Origin of the sequence: Streptomyces sp. NBC_00435 (genome assembly GCF_036014235.1) — a bacterium.
In the GTDB taxonomy this organism is placed as follows: Bacteria; Actinomycetota; Actinomycetes; order Streptomycetales; family Streptomycetaceae; genus Streptomyces.
This window is the reverse complement of the sequence record NZ_CP107924.1, coordinates 3,280,293-3,298,268: the sequence shown is the minus strand read 5'-3', so window position 1 is coordinate 3,298,268 and position 17,976 is coordinate 3,280,293. Positions and strand designations below refer to the sequence as shown.

At 73.4% G+C, this 17,976-nt stretch carries 11 protein-coding genes; 5 read left to right on the top strand and 6 right to left on the bottom strand.

Going from position 1 to position 17,976, the window contains the following annotated elements; genetic code table 11:
- Nucleotides 1-88: 88 nt before the first annotated feature.
- The 3 genes from OG389_RS15115 to OG389_RS15105 all read right to left on the bottom strand — a co-directional run bounded on the left by OG389_RS15115 (nt 89) and on the right by OG389_RS15105 (nt 4,208).
- On the bottom strand, nt 89-1,828 hold the full coding sequence (locus OG389_RS15115) for an LCP family protein (protein WP_328299004.1): 1,740 nt from the start codon (nt 1,826-1,828) through the stop codon (nt 89-91).
- Nucleotides 1,829-2,050: 222 nt separating this feature from the next.
- A complete protein-coding gene (locus tag OG389_RS15110) occupies nt 2,051-3,289 on the bottom strand; it encodes an LCP family protein (RefSeq protein WP_328299003.1) in 1,239 nt (412 codons plus the stop codon).
- Between the two features lie 169 nt (nt 3,290-3,458).
- Nucleotides 3,459-4,208, bottom strand: a complete 750-nt coding sequence (locus tag OG389_RS15105; protein WP_328299001.1) for a TIGR03089 family protein — start codon at nt 4,206-4,208, stop codon at nt 3,459-3,461.
- Nucleotides 4,209-4,358: 150 nt separating this feature from the next.
- Here OG389_RS15105 and OG389_RS15100 point away from each other — a divergent pair, with 150 nt between their 5' ends.
- Both OG389_RS15100 and OG389_RS15095 read left to right on the top strand, forming a co-directional pair.
- Complete coding sequence (locus tag OG389_RS15100; RefSeq protein WP_328299000.1) at nt 4,359-6,098, top strand: peptidoglycan recognition protein; 1,740 nt, start codon at nt 4,359-4,361, stop codon at nt 6,096-6,098.
- 1,420 nt (nt 6,099-7,518) lie between these two features.
- On the top strand, nt 7,519-8,496 hold the full coding sequence (locus OG389_RS15095; RefSeq protein ID WP_443059430.1) for a DNA-3-methyladenine glycosylase family protein: 978 nt from the start codon (nt 7,519-7,521) through the stop codon (nt 8,494-8,496).
- Between the two features lie 14 nt (nt 8,497-8,510).
- On the opposite strand, the gene OG389_RS15090 is transcribed toward OG389_RS15095, so the two are convergent.
- From OG389_RS15090 to OG389_RS15080, 3 genes are all read right to left on the bottom strand, one after another.
- Nucleotides 8,511-9,818, bottom strand: coding sequence for a coenzyme F420-0:L-glutamate ligase (locus OG389_RS15090; RefSeq protein WP_328298999.1), 1,308 nt, complete (start codon nt 9,816-9,818; stop codon nt 8,511-8,513).
- Nucleotides 9,815-10,774 (bottom strand): 2-phospho-L-lactate transferase, encoded by a 960-nt coding sequence (gene cofD / locus OG389_RS15085; protein ID WP_328298998.1) that lies wholly within the window; start codon nt 10,772-10,774, stop codon nt 9,815-9,817. Before cofD ends, OG389_RS15090 begins: the two co-directional genes overlap by 4 nt.
- Before the next feature lie 81 nt (nt 10,775-10,855).
- Nucleotides 10,856-11,347: a cysteine dioxygenase gene (locus tag OG389_RS15080; RefSeq protein WP_328303793.1), complete on the bottom strand. Its 492-nt coding sequence runs from the start codon at nt 11,345-11,347 to the stop codon at nt 10,856-10,858.
- Nucleotides 11,348-12,118: 771 nt separating this feature from the next.
- Here OG389_RS15080 and OG389_RS15075 point away from each other — a divergent pair.
- The 3 genes from OG389_RS15075 to OG389_RS15065 all read left to right on the top strand — a co-directional run bounded on the left by OG389_RS15075 (nt 12,119) and on the right by OG389_RS15065 (nt 17,871).
- Nucleotides 12,119-12,382 (top strand): WhiB family transcriptional regulator, encoded by a 264-nt coding sequence (locus tag OG389_RS15075; RefSeq protein ID WP_112450237.1) that lies wholly within the window; start codon nt 12,119-12,121, stop codon nt 12,380-12,382.
- A gap of 291 nt (nt 12,383-12,673) precedes the next feature.
- Nucleotides 12,674-16,384 (top strand): glycosyltransferase family 2 protein, encoded by a 3,711-nt coding sequence (locus OG389_RS15070; protein ID WP_328298997.1) that lies wholly within the window; start codon nt 12,674-12,676, stop codon nt 16,382-16,384.
- Complete coding sequence (locus tag OG389_RS15065; protein WP_328298996.1) at nt 16,381-17,871, top strand: DUF5719 family protein; 1,491 nt, start codon at nt 16,381-16,383, stop codon at nt 17,869-17,871. Before OG389_RS15070 ends, OG389_RS15065 begins: the two co-directional genes overlap by 4 nt.
- The last annotated feature ends 105 nt before the right edge of the window (nt 17,872-17,976 follow it).

Below are 17,976 nucleotides of genomic sequence, written 5' to 3'. Positions count from 1 at the left end.
TCGGTATTCTGCCGGTCCGACGTGCTCCGGATGGTCATCGGGTCGCCGGGCAAGCCCCGGCGGCCCCTCCGCGGGGTCTCTCTTCAGGTCACTTGGCGCAGACCGACTTGTCCGCCTCGACCCGCTGCAGGCCCTCGGGCGCCTTCAGCGGAGCCGACAGGGAGACCCCCGCCCCCTTGAAGTCGGCGCCGAGCGTCAGCTTCATCGGCGTCTTCGGTCCGGCATCGGCCGTTCCCGCCTTCAGTGCCGTCGCGGGCAGCCCCATCATGTCCGCCAACGCCCGTGCCTGGTCGGCCTGGTTGGGCGCGTACTCCAGCTGCGTGGTGTCCACCTTGGTGCGCGCGTTGCCCAGGTTGCTCGACTTGGGCACCCCCTTGGTGTTCTGCAGCCAGGTCAGCGTGCCGGAAGCGGATCCGGCCGGGCCGCCGCCGTTGTAGACGTCCACCCGGACGTCCTTGGCCGCCGCGCGCGGGCCCTGCATCAGCGCGTCCTGCTTGGCCTTCGCGTCGGCGTCGGCCGCGTCCTTGGCGGCCTGCTCCTTCTGTTCGACCTCCGTGAGCGAGACGTCCCCCCGGATCATCTGCAGCAGCGGATCGGCCTGCGACGGATTGACCACGACGGTGGACTTGATCTTCTCCGCGGGATTGTCGAGCACGGGAAGCGTGGTGAAGGTGATGTTCTTGAGGTCTATGTTCTTCAATTCACCGGCAAGGTCGGTGAGTTTGGCGATCGACCCTATCCCCGAGTCCACGCTCAGCGACTTCGTCGCCGCCTCCGCGAGGGAGAAGAACTTCTGCGGACTGGTCAGCGTCTCCTTCGACTTCATCTCGCGCATCATCGAGCTCAGGAACTGCTGCTGGGTCTTGATCCGGTCGAGGTCGCTCTCGTTGCCGAACGCGTGCCGGGTCCGTACGAAGGCCAGCGCCTGCTCGCCCTCCAGCCGGTGCTCGCCCGCCGTGAGCTTGAGCTTGGAGTCCTTGTCGTTCACGTCCTTGGCCACGCAGACCGGGACGCCGCCGACCGCCGTGCTCAGGTTCTTCACCGCGTTGAAGTCGGCCATCATGAAGTGGTCGACCTGGATCCCGGTGAGCTCCTTGACCGTGCGCATCGTGCAGCCCGGGTCGCGGCCCCCCTGCCCGAGGCTGGTGTTGAAGCGGGCCCCGTGCTCGCCGGCGATGGTCTTCGTCGAGCCGTCCGGCTGCTTCGTCGGACAGGCCGGCACGGTGGTGATCAGGTCGCGCGGGATGGACAGCGCCGTGGCGTTGGAACGGTCCTTCGCGACGTGGAAGAGGATCGTGGTGTCGGCGTGACCGACGCTGCCGGCGTCCCCGTACCCCTCGTTGCCGGCGCCGCTGCGCTTGTCCGTACCGATGACCAGGATGTTGATCGGCTGGTCCTTCTTGAAGCCGCCGTTCGTGCCGGCGTCGCCCACGTCGGTGACGTTGAGGTTGCCGTTCAGGTGGTCGTAGTAGAGGTACGCGGCCACCGAGCCGCCGAGCAGCAGGAAGGCCAGCGTCCCGCCGGTGACGACCAGGGCCTTCTTGCGGCGTCCGTCGCCCCCCTTGCGGGAGCGTCCGCCCCGGCGGCCGCCGCCGGGCGGGGACCCGTCACCGCGGCGCGGTCCGGGGACCGCGGGGGACGGGGCGGCGGGGGATCCGGGAGCGGTGGGGGCCCTGCGGGCAGAGGCCGCGGGCGCGCTTCCCCGCCCCCGTGGCGGTTGCGCAGCGGAATCTTCCAGTCGCAGCTCGTAGTTGCCGGTGCGGGGGTTGAGTACCCACTGGTCGGCGGGGTCGATCTCGTCGGCCCGGCCACGGCTTTGCGCATCCACGGTTTGCTCGAATCCTCCGTCGGTGCTTCGCGACGCGCCTCCCCCGGGCGCACGGTCAACGATCCGGCTGCTGGCACACGGCCTCTGTACTGGCTGGGCGCCGGATCGCTCACCTTATCCGGACACCTTCGCCGCAAACCATGCTGGTGATGAATTCCACGCTCTTACAACGGGGCAATCGCCCCAACAAGCTCGGCCCGGGCACCGGCTTTTGGGATTGCTTTACCGGCAATCGGCCACACCGGCGGTGGTGCCGGTAAAGGTGGGGACGGGTGCGGGGGGCTCCGCGGTTCCCGGGCGGCCCGTCCCCGGCCTGGCCGCGGCGCCGTCCGAGGCGGCCTCGTCGTCGGCCTCCCCGGCCGCCTCCGCGTCGGTGGCGGGAGTGGGGGCGGGCGGGGCGATGGTGAGCGGCTGGTCCGCCCGCAGCCGCTGGAAGAGCTGGGTCGCGTCCGGCTCCCGCAGTTCGTCCCGGTTGGGGTTGGCGGTGTACGGCCGGCGCGGCACCGTGAGGAACTTGATCTGGTCGGTCGGAATGTCCCGTACGCCCCGGACCAGCTCGTACAGCCCCCGCAGCGAGGCCAGCCCCGGGTCGGTGGTCACCGAGGAGGTCGCCGCGTCCAGCAGCGGATACAGCCGCGCCGGATTCAGCAGCACCCCGTTGCTCTGCACCTTCTTCACGAGCGACCCGAGGAAGAGCTGCTGGCGCTCCATCCGCTCGGTGTCGCTGCCGTTGCCCAGGCTGTAGCGCGCCCGTACGAAGCCCAGCGCCTGCTCGCCCTGCAAGGTCTGCCGGCCGGCCGGCAGCTTCAGCTTGGCCTCCACGTCGTCCACCGGCCGCTTGAGGCAGACCTCCACCCCGCCGATGGCGTCCACCATCTTCTTGAACCCGCTGAAGTCCAGCAGCATGTGGTGATCGATCCGGATCCCGGTCAGCGCCTCCACCGTACGGATCGTGCAGGCGGCCCCGCCCCATTCGAACGCCCAGTTGAACTGGGCGAACTGCTCGGTGGTGCGCGTGCCGTCCCGCTTCAGGCACGCGGGCACCTCCGCCATCAGGTCCCGGGGTATCGACACCGCGGTCGCGCTCTTCCGGTCCGCCGGCAGGTGCAGCAGGATCGTGGTGTCCGAACGCTGCGTGCCGCCGTCCTGCCCGTAGCGGGCGTTGCCCGCCCCGCTGCGCGAGTCCGAGCCGATCAGCAGGATGTTCTGCGCGCCCCCCGCCAGGTGGGCCGGGCGCTCCTTGTCGTAGCGCCGCAGCTCGGCCGCGGCCGAGGTGTCCTCGCTGATGTTCCCGTCGAGCTTGGAGTAGATCCACCAGCCGGTGGCCGCCCCGAGAAGGACCAGCAGGGCCGCCCCGAGCCCGATCCAGCGCAGCAGACGGCGCCGCCTGCGGCCGTTCGGAGGCTTCTGGGTGCCTCCGGCCGCATCGGTGCCGCCCGGTATGCCCGCGCTGTCCGTCACTCGAGCTCCGTCCCCTCACCCGTCCAGACACAGGCCGTACGGGTGAGTACGGCCTGTGCCGATCGTGCCCCCGGGTGGCCGGTGCGGCCCGGGGGCACGCCCCTGTATAGGGCCATGTGGGTGACAAATAGCCGATATCCGGCATTGGGCGGTGTGGGTGACGGCGGTGTTAGGCGGTGTGGGTGACGCGTTCGCTCTCGATCCGCTTCGCCAGCGCCTCCTGCGACAGCTCCGCGGCGTTGCGGCACAGCACCACGGAGCCACCGCTGGCCAGAGCCGCGTACAGCCCGGCCGAGAGCCCCTCCCAGCTGTCGTAGCCCAGCCGCGACAGCACGCGCGACCCCTCGCCGAGGCCGAGCTTCGCCGCGTCCTCGCGGGCCCGCTCGCAGATCCGGGCGTACGAGAGCTCCTCGCCCCCGACCACCAGACCCGGCCCGTCCGCGTCCACCGGCTGGAAGGGCGCGAACCGGTCGCCCTGCCCGGGCACCTCCACGGCGTAGTCGGCGAACCCGGCCGGCGGCTGGGGGAAGCGCCCGCCCAGCGGACGCAGCGCGAGCGCCACCCGTTCGCCGGAGCAGGCGGCGGCCACGTCCAGGGTGTCCGGCCCGCTCACCACCAGGTCCGCACGGGCCGGATCCCCGCCCACGTCGGCGACGACCCCGACCGAAGCGCAGGCGAGCAGCCAGGCGGCGCTCTGCCAGTGGGCGGGGAGCAGCAGGGCGAGCCGGTCGCCGGGCTCCGCGCCCAGGTCGCCCTGGAGCAGATTGGCGGTCTTGGCCACCCAATTGGCGAAGGTGGCGACGGACAATTCGACGCGCTCGCCCGTGGCGTCGTCGTAGAAGGTGACGAGCGGGCGGCCGGGATCGGCGGCGAGCGCGGATCGCAGCAGGTCGGCAGGGGTGCGGTCAGTGGCGTTCACGGATCAGAGCCTACGCGGGCCGCGCCGGGCCCCTCCTCCGTACGGCGGCAGCGCGGTCCCCCGTACGGGGGAGGGGTATGGGCACACCAAGCCGACGATGCGTCAGTTCTCGGATGGCGCCCGCTGCCAGCAGTGCCGAGCATCCTTTTCATGCGTGCATTCCTTGCTTCCTCGATCGGCGTCGCGACGGCTGCCGCACTGGCCCTGCCGCTCGCGCTCCCCACTACGGCCCTCGCCGCTCCGACGGCGGCAACGGTGCCGGCCGCCGCTCCGGTGGCCCCCGCCGGATCCACCCAGTCGCTGCCACTGGTCCCCGTGGGACCCGCGGCGGACCGCACCCCGGGCGTCCCCGGCATGAGCACCTCGCCCCGGCTCCCCGAGGCGCGGGGCCTGGCCGCGCGCGACGTCAAGACCTTCTCGCTGGTCGGCGTCGTCTGGGACGACGCGAGCACCCAGCTCGACGGCCGCGTCCAGGTCCGCACCCGCTCCGTGGCCACCTCGGCCTGGTCCGACTGGCAGGACGTCGAAACCCACAACAGCGAACACGCCGCCGACCTCGACACGGCCGAACGCGGCTCCGGCCACGTCCGCGGGAGCACCGCCCCGCTGTGGGTCGGCGAATCCGACGGGGTCGAGGTCCGCGTCCAGGCGGAAAGGGGCGCACGCCCGGTGACCGGCCGCCTCCCGTCCGGCATGCGGATCGAACTCGTCGACCCGGGAAGCGCGGACCGGCCCGTCGCGGACGGCAAGAACGGCCGGACGGGCGGGGCGGGGCGGGCCGGCGAGTCCAGAGAGACGGTTGAGAAGGGCCTGACTGGCGAGGCCCGTGGGACCGGTGAGGCCCGTAGGACTGATGAAGTCCGTGGGATCAGGGCGACTCGTGAGACTGCTGCGATGCACGAGATCGGTGCGACGCACAAGACCAGCACGACGCACGAGACCAGTGCGACGCACGAGACCAGTGCGACACGTGAGATCGGCGCGACACGTGAGATCGGCGCGACACGTGAGATCGGCGCGACACGTGAGATCGGCGCGACACGTGAGATCGGCGCGACACGTGAGATCGGTGAGCTCGGCCAGGCGGGCAACTCCCAGATGGACGACGACAAGGGCGAACTGGCACTCCTGCCCGGCATGACGATGGAGACGGCGGAGTCCTCCTCCGCGAACGTCCCGATGGCCCCCCTCGGAGCCCAGGAGATCACCGCCCTCAACAAGGCCGACTCCACCGCCGACGCCGTCCTCGCCGACGGCTCGCTGGAGGCCGCCGCCCGCCCGTACATCGGCCCGCGCCCGCGGATCGTCACGCGGCTCGGATGGGGCGCGGACGAGAAGCTGCGGGAGAAGGGCTTCGTCTACACGAACACCGTCAAGGCCGCGTTCGTCCACCACACCGCCTCGGGCAACAACTACGCCTGCAAGGACGCCCCGGCGGTGCTGCGCAGCCTGTACCGCTACCACGTGGTCAGCAGCGGCTGGCGGGACATCGGCTACAACTTCGCCGTCGACAAGTGCGGCACCGTCTACGAGGGACGGGCGGGGGGAGTCGCCAAGCCGGTGCTCGGCGCGCACACCATGGGCTTCAACACGGACAGCATGGGCGTGGCGGTGATCGGCACCTTCACCTCCGCGGCCCCCCCGAAGGCGGCGGTGGACGCGGTGGCCCGACTCACGGCCTGGAAGCTCGGCCTCTTCGGAGCCGACCCCCGCGCGAAGACGACCCTCAAGTCGGGCGGCGGCAACCTCTACACCAAGGGCAGCAACGTCCGGATGAACGTCATCTCGGGCCACCGCGACGGCTTCGCGACGGAATGCCCGGGCCGCCTCCTCTACGGCCAGCTCCCCCCCACCCGCACCACCTCGGCCAAACTCCAGGGCCGCCCCTGAGCCCACCCCCGGCCGCTACGCGCCGGCCGGAGCCCCGGGCTCTTACACGCTGGTCGAAGCCCGGGCCTCCTGGGGGCGGGCCGGGGCCCGGGGCTTTTACGTGCTGGTCGGAGCCCGGCCTCCTGCGGGCTGGCCGGAGCCCAGGGCCTTTACGTGCTGGTCGGAGCCCGGGCCCTTACCCGCTGGCTCGTGCCCCCGGCGTCCTACGCGCTGTGCGGGGGCGCGGCCTCGTACGCCTTGGCCGGGGCGCGGCCGCCGTCCTCCTCGGCCGTGGCCCCGGGGGGTGGGTGCGGGGGGCACTCCCTGTGGGGCGAAGCCGTGACCCCTCGGCCGTGGCCCCGGGGGGTGGGTGCGGGCGGCACCCCATGTGGGGCGAAGCTCCGACCCCTCCGCCGTGGCCTGGCGGGTGGTGCACGGCGGCACTCCCTGCTGGGCGAAGCTCCTGCCCCCTCCGCTGTGGCCTGGCGGGTGGTGCATGGCGGCATTCCCTGTGGGGCGAAGCCCCTGACTCACCCGCCGTGGCCCGGGGGGTGGGTGCGCGCGGCCATCCCCTGCGGGGCGAAGCCCCTGACCCACCCTTCGCCCGTTCCCTGGGCTCCGCCCAGACCCTCCCCCAGCTACCGCTGGGAGGTCCCCTCGCCTCAAACGCCGGCGGGGCTGGCTTCACCAGCCCCGCCGGCGTCCACATTCGGGCTGACGCTGCCAATCCAGCCCCGCCGGCGTTTGAGGCGATCTTTCAGCCCGGCCGGCGTTTGAAGCGCGGGTCCGGGGGCCGGCGCCCCTAAGAGCGGCGCCGCACACGCGATGGGCATGGGCGCGGCCCCCGGATCCTCCAGCCCGGCCGGCGTTTGGGGCAGGGGGCACCTCCCAGCGGTAGCTGGAGGAGGGTCCCGGCGCAGCCCCGGGGTCCTCCGGCCCCGTCGGTGTTTGGGGTGGCGGGTCTGGGCGCAGCCCCGGGGTCCTCCGGCCCCGTCGGTGTTTGGGGTGGCGGGTCTGGGCGCAGCCTCGGGGTCCTCCGGCCCCGCCAGGGTTTGGGGCGGCGGGTCCGGGCGCAGCCTCGGCGTCCTCCAGCCCCGCCGGCGTTTGAGGCGCGGGGTCCGGGCAGAGCCCGGGGAACGGGGGAAGGGCGGGTAGGGGAGAGCCCCGCAGGGCTACGCTCAAAGGCATGGCCGGCCGCTTCGACCCCCTCACCCGCACCGCGATCCGCGGCGGCCGCACCGACGTACCCCCAGGCCCTGCCCCGGACTCGGGCCCGGCCCCGGACTCCGGCAACGGCCTGGCTCCGGACCTGGGCCTGGCTCCGGACTCCGGCGACGCTCCCGCTCCGGACCTGGGCCTGGCTCCGGACTCCGGCAACGGCCTGGCTCCGGACTCCGGCAACGGCCTGGCCCCGGACTCCGGCAACGGCCTGGCTCCGGACCTGGGCGCTGCCCCGGACTCCGGCAACGGCTCCGCCCCGGACTCCGGCAACGCCCCCCGCCAGGGGACCGGGAGCCACCGGACCCGGACGTGGAGTCCACCCGGCCCCCTGGACCTCGGCCTCACGCTCGGCCCCCTCAGGCGCGGCCCCGCCGACCCCACCTTCCGTACCGCCCCGGGAGCGGTCTGGCGCGCCGCCCGGACGCCGGACGGCCCCGTCACGCTCCGGGTCGCGCGACAGGCCGGCGAGGTGGCCGCCGAGGCCTGGGGGCCCGGCGCCGACTGGATGCTCGACCGGCTGCCCGAACTGCTCGGCGCCGCCGACGATCCCGCCGCCTTCGTCCCCCGCCACCGGCTCGTGCACGCCAGCCACCGCCGCCGCCCGGGCCTGCGCCTGACCCGTACCGGGCTGGTCCTGGAGACCCTGATCCCGACGGTCCTGGAGCAGAAGGTCACCACCGACGAGGCCTACCGCGCCTGGCGCCGCCTCGTACGGCAGTACGGCGAGCCCGCCCCCGGCCCGTGCCCGCCGGAGCTGTACGTCATGCCAGCCCCCCGAACCTGGGCGCTGATCCCCTCCTGGGACTGGCACAAGGCCGGCGTCGACGCCAAGCGCTCCGCCACCGTCGTGCGCGCCGCCCGCGTGGCCGCCCGCCTCGAAGAGGCCGCCGCCATGGAGCTCCCGGCGGCCACCGCCCGCCTGGAGGCCGTCCCCGGCATCGGCCCGTGGACCTCCGCCGAGACCCTCCAGCGCAGCAACGGCGCCCCCGACGCCGTCACCACCGGCGACCTGCACCTGCCCGGCATCGTCGGCTACGCCCTGGCCGGGGACCGGGACGCCGACGACGCCGCCATGCTGGAGCTCCTCGCCCCGTACGCCGGTCAGCGCCACCGCGCGGCCCGCCTCGTCCTGCTGTCCGGAGCCGTCCCGCCCCGCCGCACCCCCCGGATGCCGCGAGGTGACATCGGCAGGCTCTGAAGGCCGCCAGTGGCTCAGCGGACCTCGATGAACGCCTCCGCCGTCCGCCACGCCCGCTCCGCCGGAGCGCCCGCCGGGTGTCCCACGGCCACCGCCCCCATCGGATCCCAGTCCTGCGGAAGCCCGAGCACCTTGCGCACCACGTCCCGGCAGAACATCGTCGAGGACACCCACGCCGAGCCCAGCCGCTCCCCGGCCAGCGCGACCAGGAAGTTCTGCACGCCCGCACCCATCGCGACGACGAACATCTCCCGCTCGGCCGCGTCCCGCCGCGCGTGCCCGTAGTCGTGCGCGCCGTCCGTGACCATGCACGGCACCACCAGGTAGGGGGCGGCGCGCAGGAAATCGCCCCGCCGGACCCGCTTCGCGATGGACTCCTCGGACCTGCCGTCGCGGCGCAGGTCCGCGATCCACGCGTCCCGCATCGCGTCCAGCAGCTCCAGCCGCGCACCCGCGGACTCCAGCAGCACGAACCGCCACGGCGTCGTGTGGTGCGGAGCGGGAGCGGTCACGGCCGCGGCCACGGCCCGGCGGACCGCGCCCGCGTCGACCGGCTCGGAGGTGAAGGCCCGTACGGTGCGCCGCTGCGTCACGGCTTCCCGTACCGCCTCCGAGGTGCCCAGCCGGAACATGTCGTCGGTCGGCGAGCGGACCAGGTCCGCCGCCGAGGAGCCTTCGCCCAGTACGTGCGCCAGCCCGCGCACCACCGCCACCGGCAGCCCGGCGGCCTTGCCCTTGACCAGGTCACCGGCGGCGGCCAGCTCGTCGGCGGTCGCGACCACCGTCGCGCTGAGCGGGTTGCCGTGGGAGTCGGTGCCCCCGCGCAGGTCGTCCAGGACCCGGACGCCGGCCGAGCCGATCGCCACGTCCGTGAGCCCGGTGCGCCACGGCCGCCCGAAGGTGTCCGTCACGATCACGCCCACGTCCACGGAGAGCAGCTCCAGCAGCCCGGCCCGGATCGCGGCGGCCGACGCGTCGGGGTCCTCGGGCAGCAGCAGGACGGTGCCGGCGGCGGTGTTCGAGGCGTCCACGCCGGCGGCCGCCATGACCAGCCCCTGCCGGTTCTCCACGATCCGCAGCGGACCCCGGCGCGCGACGACCCGTACGGTCTCGGCGTCGATCGCCTCCTCGCGCGAATCGGCGCGGACGATCCGGCCCTCCGCCTTCGAGACGATCTTCGAGGTGACGAGCAGGACGTCCCCGTCCCGCAGCGGCTCGCCGGTGGCGGCGATCAGCGCGGCCAGGTCGTCGCCGGGGCGCACCTCGGGCATCCCGGGCAGGGCCCGCACCAGATAGGCGGGCGGCAGGTCCCCGCCGGTCACCGGGAGGCCTCCGCGAGCGCGAGCGCGGCTCGCGCCATCTCGGCGGTGGCGGCGGGGTCGGTCATCATCAGCGGTACCGCCCGGCAGGTGATGCCGGCGGCCTCCACCTCGGCGACGGCGTCCGCGTCGGCGGTGTCGACGAGCCAGCCGTCGAGCAGTTCGGTGCCGTAGTGCAGGGCGACGGCGGCGGCCGTCGCCTCGACGCCGACGGCCGCCAGCACCTTGTCGGCCATCCCGCGCACGGGCGCGCCCCCGACGATGGGGGAGAGGCCGACGACGGGCGCCCCGGCGGCGGCCACGGCCTCACGGATGCCGGGTACGGCGAGGATGGTGCCGACCGAGACCACGGGGTTCGACGGCGGGAAGATGATCACGTCGGCGGTGGCGATGGCCTCCAGCACGCCGGGTGCGGGCTTGGCCCGCTCGGCCCCGACGGGGACGACGGCCTCCGCGTCCACTTCGGCGCGCAGCCGCACCCAGTACTCCTGGAAGTGGATGACCCGGCGCTCGCCGGTGCCTGCCTCGGTGATCGCGACGTGGGTCTCGACCCGGTCGTCGGACATGGGGAGCAGCCGGACGCCGGGCTGCCAGCGGTCACAGAGGGCCTCGGTGACGGCGCTGAGCGGGTAGCCCGCGCCGAGCATCTGCGTACGGACGATGTGGGTGGCGAAGTCGCGGTCGCCGAGGCCGAACCAGGTCGGTCCGACCCCGTACGCCGCGAGTTCCTCCTTGACGGTGAAGGACTCGTCGGTGCGGCCCCAGCCCTGGTCCTCGTTGATGCCACCGCCGAGGGTGTACATCACCGTGTCCAGATCGGGGCACACCTTGAGCCCGAACAGGTGAATGTCGTCACCGGTGTTGCCGATGACCGTGATGTCCGCGTCGGGAACCGCGATCTGAAGACCGCGGAGGAAACGGGCGCCGCCGATGCCGCCGGCCAGAACAACAATGCGCATGCGGACAGTCTGTCAGCCGCCCGCCGTCCGTTGAGGGGCGGTGGTCGGGTGACGGATGGGGACTGCCGGGCGGCGCCGGGATCAGACCGGGAGGGCCTCGGGCCGGGCCGGGGAGCAGCTGTGCATGGGCATCTCGGTCAGGCCCGGGAAGTACACGTGCAGGCTGACGGCTCCGTCGAGGCTGTCGTTCTGGACCTCGTGGGCGTAACCGGGGGCGAAGACCCGCTGGGAGCCGGCGCCGAGGGTGAGCCGGCCGCGGGCGGTGTGTTCGGTGAGCTCGCCGTCCAGGACGGTCAGCACGCCGGAGGAGGGGCCGTGGTCGTGCAGGCCGCTGCCCTGGCCGGGGACCCAGCTGAGCAGCCAGACCTCGTAGCCGGGACCGGTGCGCAGCCGGTGGTACCAGCGGGTGGTGGCGTCGTACTCGACCAGGTGCTCCCACTCGGAGCGGTCCGCGGCGATGGAGCGGGCGAGGCCGACGAACTCGGCGACGGTGGCCGGGTGCTCGCGGGCGGGCTGCAGGAGGTGCTGGACGGAGAGGATGTCGCCGGCGATCTGGAGGTCGCTCTCGACCATCGCGGGGGCGGCGGAGTCGGCGGAGGCCGTGGCGGCCGTGGGGGCAGCGTGGGTGCTGGGGGCCGTGGGGGCCGCGGTGGGGGTGGCGTTCAGCGTGCTGGTGCGGTTCATCGGGGGGTTCCTCGACGGATGTCAGTCATGCAGGCGGGTGCTGTGGGGGGCTGGCCGGAGCTCAGAGGAGCCGAAGCTCCCGAGGCATCAACAGCTGCAACAGCAACAGCGAACCTGCGCAGCGCACAGGAACCCACGAATGGGGGTCCCGGTGGTGGCTGCATGCGCTGACATGGCAACAAGGAGACCGTCTCAGAGGCCGGACTGTCAACCCAATGTCCGATTTGGTGGAAAAGTTTCACCTCATCCGGTTACGGTGCCCGGAGAAAGGTTTGTGCAGTCGCTATCAGGGGATGTGGCGCTGCAAGTCGCACTGCATCCCGCCGTGGCGGCTCTCAAACCCGTAAAACCGTGCGATGTCATCCTGTGGCTGAAATGTGATCTAGGCCGCTTCTTCGGCCGGATCGGAACCACACCGCAGAGTGATGCGTCGATTGCGGGGGAGGAGTCCCGCATGTGACACGTGTGGCATGTGTCACGATTTTTGGCGATATGAACACTTTCTGCATAGGCTTGGTTCCGCAGAGTGAATAAGGGGCCCAATAGCAGATCTCGGCTTGACTGCTCTGGAGCCTCACACTTGTAATTTCACTCGTGTCGTTAGGTAGCGATGAGTAACGACACCACCACGGGGACGCACAGACAAAGCGAGGGGCGCACATGACCGAGCTGGTTCAGGAACTGCTGGTCGAGGAGGCGGACGAAGAGCTCGGATGGCAGGAGCGAGCTCTCTGCGCCCAGACCGACCCCGAGTCCTTCTTTCCCGAGAAGGGCGGCTCGACCCGCGAGGCCAAGAAGGTCTGCCTCGCCTGCGAAGTCCGCTCCGAATGCCTTGAGTACGCACTCGCCAACGACGAGCGGTTCGGCATCTGGGGCGGCCTGTCCGAGCGCGAGCGACGACGTCTGAAGAAGGCCGCCGTCTGAAGCGCGCACGGCGCGCACCGGCCGGCGCCCACGGCGCGATCCATGACATATCCAGCGCCACACCCGGCGGCATATCCGACGGTATGGCCACCCGTGCACCCGCCAGTGCACGCAACGCCACAAATCGCAGTACAACGAACACCATGACGACCAGAGCAAACGGTCCGCCTCCCGCACCTTCCCCGCAGGAGGCGGACCGCTGTGTTCCCAAGCCGTTAGTGTGGGGCGCCTGTCCAGCAGCCTCCGAGGGCACACCACCCCCGGACCCCCGGCCGGAGGGCCCGTACCGCGATGTCCCTGCACAGCCAGTCGAGCGCCTCCTACCAGGCTGCCGCCGCCCCAGAGTTCCCCCGGCACGTTGTCACCGCGGTGATCGTCGCCCACGACGGCTCCCGCTGGCTGCCCCGGACCCTCGCCGGTCTCCTCGGTCAGGAACGCCCCGCCCAGAACCACGTCGCCGCCGACACCGGCAGTGCCGACGACTCCGCGCGACTGCTCGGCGAGGCCCTGGGGGAGGACCGCGTCCTGCACCTCGCCCGCCGCACCGGCTTCGGCGCCGCCGTCGACGAGGCCGCCCGCACCGCCGGCACCCTGACCCCCGAGGACCTCCCGTACCTCAAGCGCCCCTCCGGCTGGGACCCCGTCAGCCGGACCTGGCGCGACGACACCTACGACCTCCCGGACCTGCCCCACGGCGAACCCGTCCAGTGGCTCTGGCTGCTCCACGACGACTGCGCGCCCGAGCCCGACACCCTCGCCGAACTGCTGCGCGTCGCCGAGGACAACCCCGACGCCGCCGTCATCGGTCCCAAACTGCGCGGCTGGTACGACAAGAAGCAGCTCCTCGAAGTCGGCGTCACCATCGCCCGCAGCGGCCGCCGCTGGACCGGCCTCGACCGCCGGGAACAGGACCAGGGCCAGCACGACCAGGTCCAGCCCGTCCTGTCCGTCTCCAGCGCGGGCATGCTGATCCGCCGCGACGTCTACGACGCCCTCGGCGGCTTCGACCGCCGACTGCCCCTCATGCGCGACGACGTCGACCTGTGCTGGCGGGTCCAGAGCGCCGGCCACGCCGTCCTCATCGCCCCCGACGCCGTCCTGCGGCACGCCGAGGCCTCCGCCCGCGAACGCCGCACCGTCGACTGCGCCGGCCGCTCCGCCGCCAGCCCGCACCGCGTCGACAAGGCCGGCGCCGTCTACACGATGCTGGCCAACAGCTCCGCCCGCGCCCTGCCGTACGTCCTGCTGCGCGTCCTGGTCGGCACCCTCCTGCGCACCCTCGCCTACCTCGTCGGCAAGGCCCCCGGACAGGCCGTCGACGAGGTCACCGGCCTCCTCGCCACCCTGCTCCGCCCCGGCCGCATCCTCGGAGCCCGCCGCAGACGCGGCCGCCCCGCCGTCCCGGCCAAGGAACTGCGCCCCCTCTTCCCGCCGCCCGGCGCCACCCTGCGCGCCAATGCCGAACAGCTCGCCGGCTACTTCGGCGCCGACGGCGACAGCGAAGCCGCCGCCGCCGGCCGGCACGGCGGAGCCGTCGAATCCGGGCCCGGCGGAGACGACGCCGACTACCTGGAGATCGAACAGTTCGCGCGCCTCAAGCGGATCGCCCGCAAGCCCGCGCCCGTCCTCTTCGCGCTCCTCCTGCTGGTCTCCGTCATCGCCTGCCGCTCCCTGCTCGGCGGCGGCTCCCTCATGGGAGGAGCCCTGCTCCCCGCCCCCGGCGGCGGACTCGACCTCTGGCGCGTCCACGCCGACGACTGGCAGCCCGTCGGCACCGGCTCCACCGCCGGCGCCCCGCCCTACCTCGCCGTCCTCGGCGCCCTGTCCGTCCTGCTCTTCGGCTCCACCAACGCCGCGCTGACCCTGCTGCTCGTCTGCTCGGTCCCGCTCGCCGGACTCACCGCCTACTTCGCCTCCCGGCCGCTGGTGGAATCCCGGCTGCTGCGCGCCTGGGCCTCCGTCGCCTACGCCTTCCTCCCCGCCGTCACCGGAGCCCTCGCCGGCGGCCGCCTCGGCACCGCCGTCCTCGCGATCCTGCTCCCCCTGATCGCCCGCTCCGCCGTCGCCGCCTTCGGTTTCGGCAGCCAGGACACCGCGGGCACCGGCACCGGCACCGTGGAGGGCAGCTGGCGCTCGGCCTGGACCTACACCCTGCTGCTGACCCTGGCCGCCGCGTTCACCCCCGTCGTCTGGCCGCTCGCCGCCGTCCTCGGAGCCGCCGCGCTGGTCCTGCGCCGCGCGCACTGGAAGACGTACGCCCCGCGCCTCCTCGCGACCCTCGGCGTCCCGCTCCTGGTCCTCGCCCCCTGGTCGCTGACCCTGTTCACCCACCCCGCCCGCTTCCTGCGCGAGGCCGGACTGTCCTACGGAGCCGGCTCGGCCACCGCCCTGGACCTGCTCGGCATCAGCCCTGGCGGACCCCGGACCGCCGGCGGGCTGATCCTCATCGGCATCGTCCTCGCCGCCCTGGGCGCGCTGCTGCGCACCGACCGGCAGTTCGCCGTACGCATCGCCTGGTCCACCGCGCTGGCCGCGCTGGTCCTCGCCGTCCTCGTCAACCGCACCGCCTGGGCCGGCCCCGCCACCCTGGTCTACGGACTGGCCCTGCTGGCCGCCGCCGCCGTCGGCGCCGACGGGGCCAAGGAGCGCGTGGCCGCCCGCAGCTTCGGCTGGCGCCAGCCCCTCGCCGCCCTGATCGCACTCGCCGCCGCCGTCGGCCCGCTGATCGGTGCGGCCGGCTGGATGCTCAGCGGCGCCGCCGGACCGCTGGAGCGCCGCGACCCCGTGCAGGTCCCCGCCTTCGTCGCCGAGGAGAGCGGTACCCGCGACCAGGCCCGCACCCTCGTCCTCGGGGCGACCACCCCGGCCGCCGTCTCCTACAGCCTGGTCCGCGGCTCCGGCGGCCGCCTGGGCGACGCCGAGCTCGGTGCCCAGGCCGGCAGCGACACCCGCCTCGACAAGGTCGTCTCCAGCCTCGTCGCCGGCTCCGGCGCCGACCAGACCGACCAGCTCGGCGGCTTCGCCATCCGCTACGTCCTGGTCCGCGACGGAGCCCCGCCGCAGATCGGCCGCGTCCTCGACGCCACCCCGGGCCTCAGCCGCCTCAGCAAGCTCGAGGGCAGCGCCCTGTGGCGGGTGGACCGGCAGGTCTCCCGCGCGGTCATCGTCCCCGGCAAGCCCGGCGAGGCGCCGATCCCCGTCGCCTCCGGCCCCGTCGAGGCCCACACCAAGATCCCGGAGGGTGAGGCCGGACGCGTCCTGCGCATCGCGGACAAGGCCGACCCCGGCTGGCGGGCCACCCTCGACGGCAAGCCGCTCAAGGCGAAGACGCTCGACGGCTGGGCGCAGGCCTTCGAGCTCCCCGCCGACGGCGGCAGGCTCGACCTCGTCCACGAGGACGCCCTCACCCGGACCGCCTGGCACTGGGCCCAGGGCCTGCTCGCCCTGGTGCTCCTCGTGATGGCCCTGCCGGGCCGCCGCGCCCGCCTCGACGACGACCTGCCCGAGGAGGACGCCCCCGCGGCCGAGGAGGCCGGCGAGGGCCGCCGCGCCCGCCGGCTGCGCGAGCAGTCCGAGACGGAGACCGAAGCCCCCGCGGAGGCGGCCGTCGTGGCCGACCCGTACGCGCAGATCCCGGCGCAGCCGGCGTACGGCGCGGGGGACGCGTACGCCTACCAGCAGGCGTACGGCGACCAGGGCGGCTACGCCTACGGCCAGCAGCAGGGCCAGCCGCAGCCGCAGCAGCCGCAGTCGTACGAGCAGTACCCGTACGAGCAGGAGCCGGAGCAGCCGCAGCAGTACGGCGGGCGGGAGTCCTACGGGCAGTACCCGTACGAGCAGCCGTACCCGCCCTACCAGCAGCAGGAACAGCACGGGCAGCAACACGGGCAGCACGGCCAGCCGTACGAGCCCTACGATGCCTACGGACCGCACGACGGACAGCAGGACGGGCAGCAGGACGGGCAGCACGCCCCGCGTCCGGACGGGAGCCCCCAGCAGTGAAGCAGCGCGTACCCCTCACGCTCGCCGCGGTGACGGCCGCCCTGGCCGCCGTCACGGGCCTGGCCGCCCTCACCGCGCCCACCGCCGGCGGGACCCCCGCCGCCGCGCAGGGCAAGGCGGCGGCCCGGATGCCGGTCGAGAGGTCCCTGCTGGTGTGCCCCGCGCCCAGCACTTCCGACATCGCCGAGACCGTGTACACGGCGATCACCCCCGGGGCGGCAGCCGCCGGCGCCAAGGGCACGGCCCGGCTGCTGGGCGCGACCAAGGACGCCAAGCAGGTACTGGAGCTCAAGGAGCCGGGCAAACCCGTCGGCGCCAAGGCCTCCGGAGCCGAGGCCCCCGCGCTCACCGGCATCGCCGACGGATTCCTCGCCCCCGGCTGGAGCGCGCAGCAGACCACCGTGGTCTCGGTCGGCCGCAACCGCGGCCTGCTCGGCGTGGGCTGCACCGCGGCCGGCACCGACTTCTGGTTCCCCGGCGTGAGCACCGCCAAGGGCCGCGAGGACTACATCCACCTCACCAACCCCGACGACACCGCGGCCGTGGTGGACATCAAGCTGTTCGGCCCCGACGGCGCGGTCAAGACCGAAGCGGGCACCAGCGAGAACATCCGCATCGACCCGAAGTCCAGCAAGGCCATCTCGCTGACCTCCCTGGCCCCCGGCGCGCAGCTCGCGGACGTCACCGCGCACGTGACCACCCGTGCGGGCCGGGTCGGGGCCACCACCCAGGCGGGCGAGGAGGGCATCGGCTCCGACTGGCTGCCCGCCTCCGTCGACCCGGCGGGGACCCTGGTCATGCCCGGCATCCCGGCGGACGCCACCTCCGTACGGCTGGTGGTCTTCGCGCCCGGCGAGGACGACGTGGACCTCAAGCTCCGGCTGGCCGGGCCGTCGGGCTCGATCAGCCCCGCGGAAAGCGAGCAGGTCCACGTCAAGGCCGGCATGACCGCGAGCGTCGACCTCAAGGACGTCACCCGGGGCGAGGCGGGCTCCCTGATCCTGTCCCCGGCCGACGGCAAGCCGGCCGTCCCGGTGGTCGCGGCGCTCCGGGTGGCCCGCGGCAGCGGACCCAAGCAGGACATCGCCTTCATCCAGGCGGCCGCCCCGGTGGGCACGCGGGCGACCGTCGCCGACAACCGCACCGACGAGAACGCGACGGTGCTGTCGCTGACGGCCGCGTCCGGGGCCGACGCGAAGGTCAGGGTGACGGCCTCGCCGGGCACGGAGGGCGGTGAGGCGGCCTCCCAGGAGGTCACGCTCAAGGCGGGCACGACCCAGACCCTGAAGATCGCCCCGACGGGCGGCAAGGGCTCCTACGCCGTGACGGTCGAGACCCTCTCCGGCGGCCCGGTCCACGCGGCCCGCACCCTGACGATCCCGCGCGACGGAATCCCGATGTTCACGGTCCAGACCCTGACGGACGACCACTCCACGGTCGCGGTCCCCAAGGCCACCCAGGACCTCACGGTGCTCACCGCCCGCTGACGGTCGTTCCGTGACGGCGGGGGACAAGTGAGATGATCCCTACGGAACCGGGTGACGCCTTCGTCATGTTCTTCCAGACGCCGATTCACGAGTGAGGGCGTGACG

Excerpts from the sequence above, each read along its gene's own strand:
- OG389_RS15100 (WP_328299000.1), top strand. The coding sequence starts at position 4,359 with ATGCGTGCATTCCTTGCTTCCTCGATCGGCGTCGCGACGGCTGCCGCA.
- cofD (WP_328298998.1), bottom strand. The coding sequence starts at position 10,774 with ATGCGCATTGTTGTTCTGGCCGGCGGCATCGGCGGCGCCCGTTTCCTC.
- OG389_RS15080 (WP_328303793.1), bottom strand. The coding sequence starts at position 11,347 with ATGGTCGAGAGCGACCTCCAGATCGCCGGCGACATCCTCTCCGTCCAG.
- OG389_RS15075 (WP_112450237.1), top strand. The coding sequence starts at position 12,119 with ATGACCGAGCTGGTTCAGGAACTGCTGGTCGAGGAGGCGGACGAAGAG.
- OG389_RS15070 (WP_328298997.1), top strand. The coding sequence starts at position 12,674 with ATGTCCCTGCACAGCCAGTCGAGCGCCTCCTACCAGGCTGCCGCCGCC.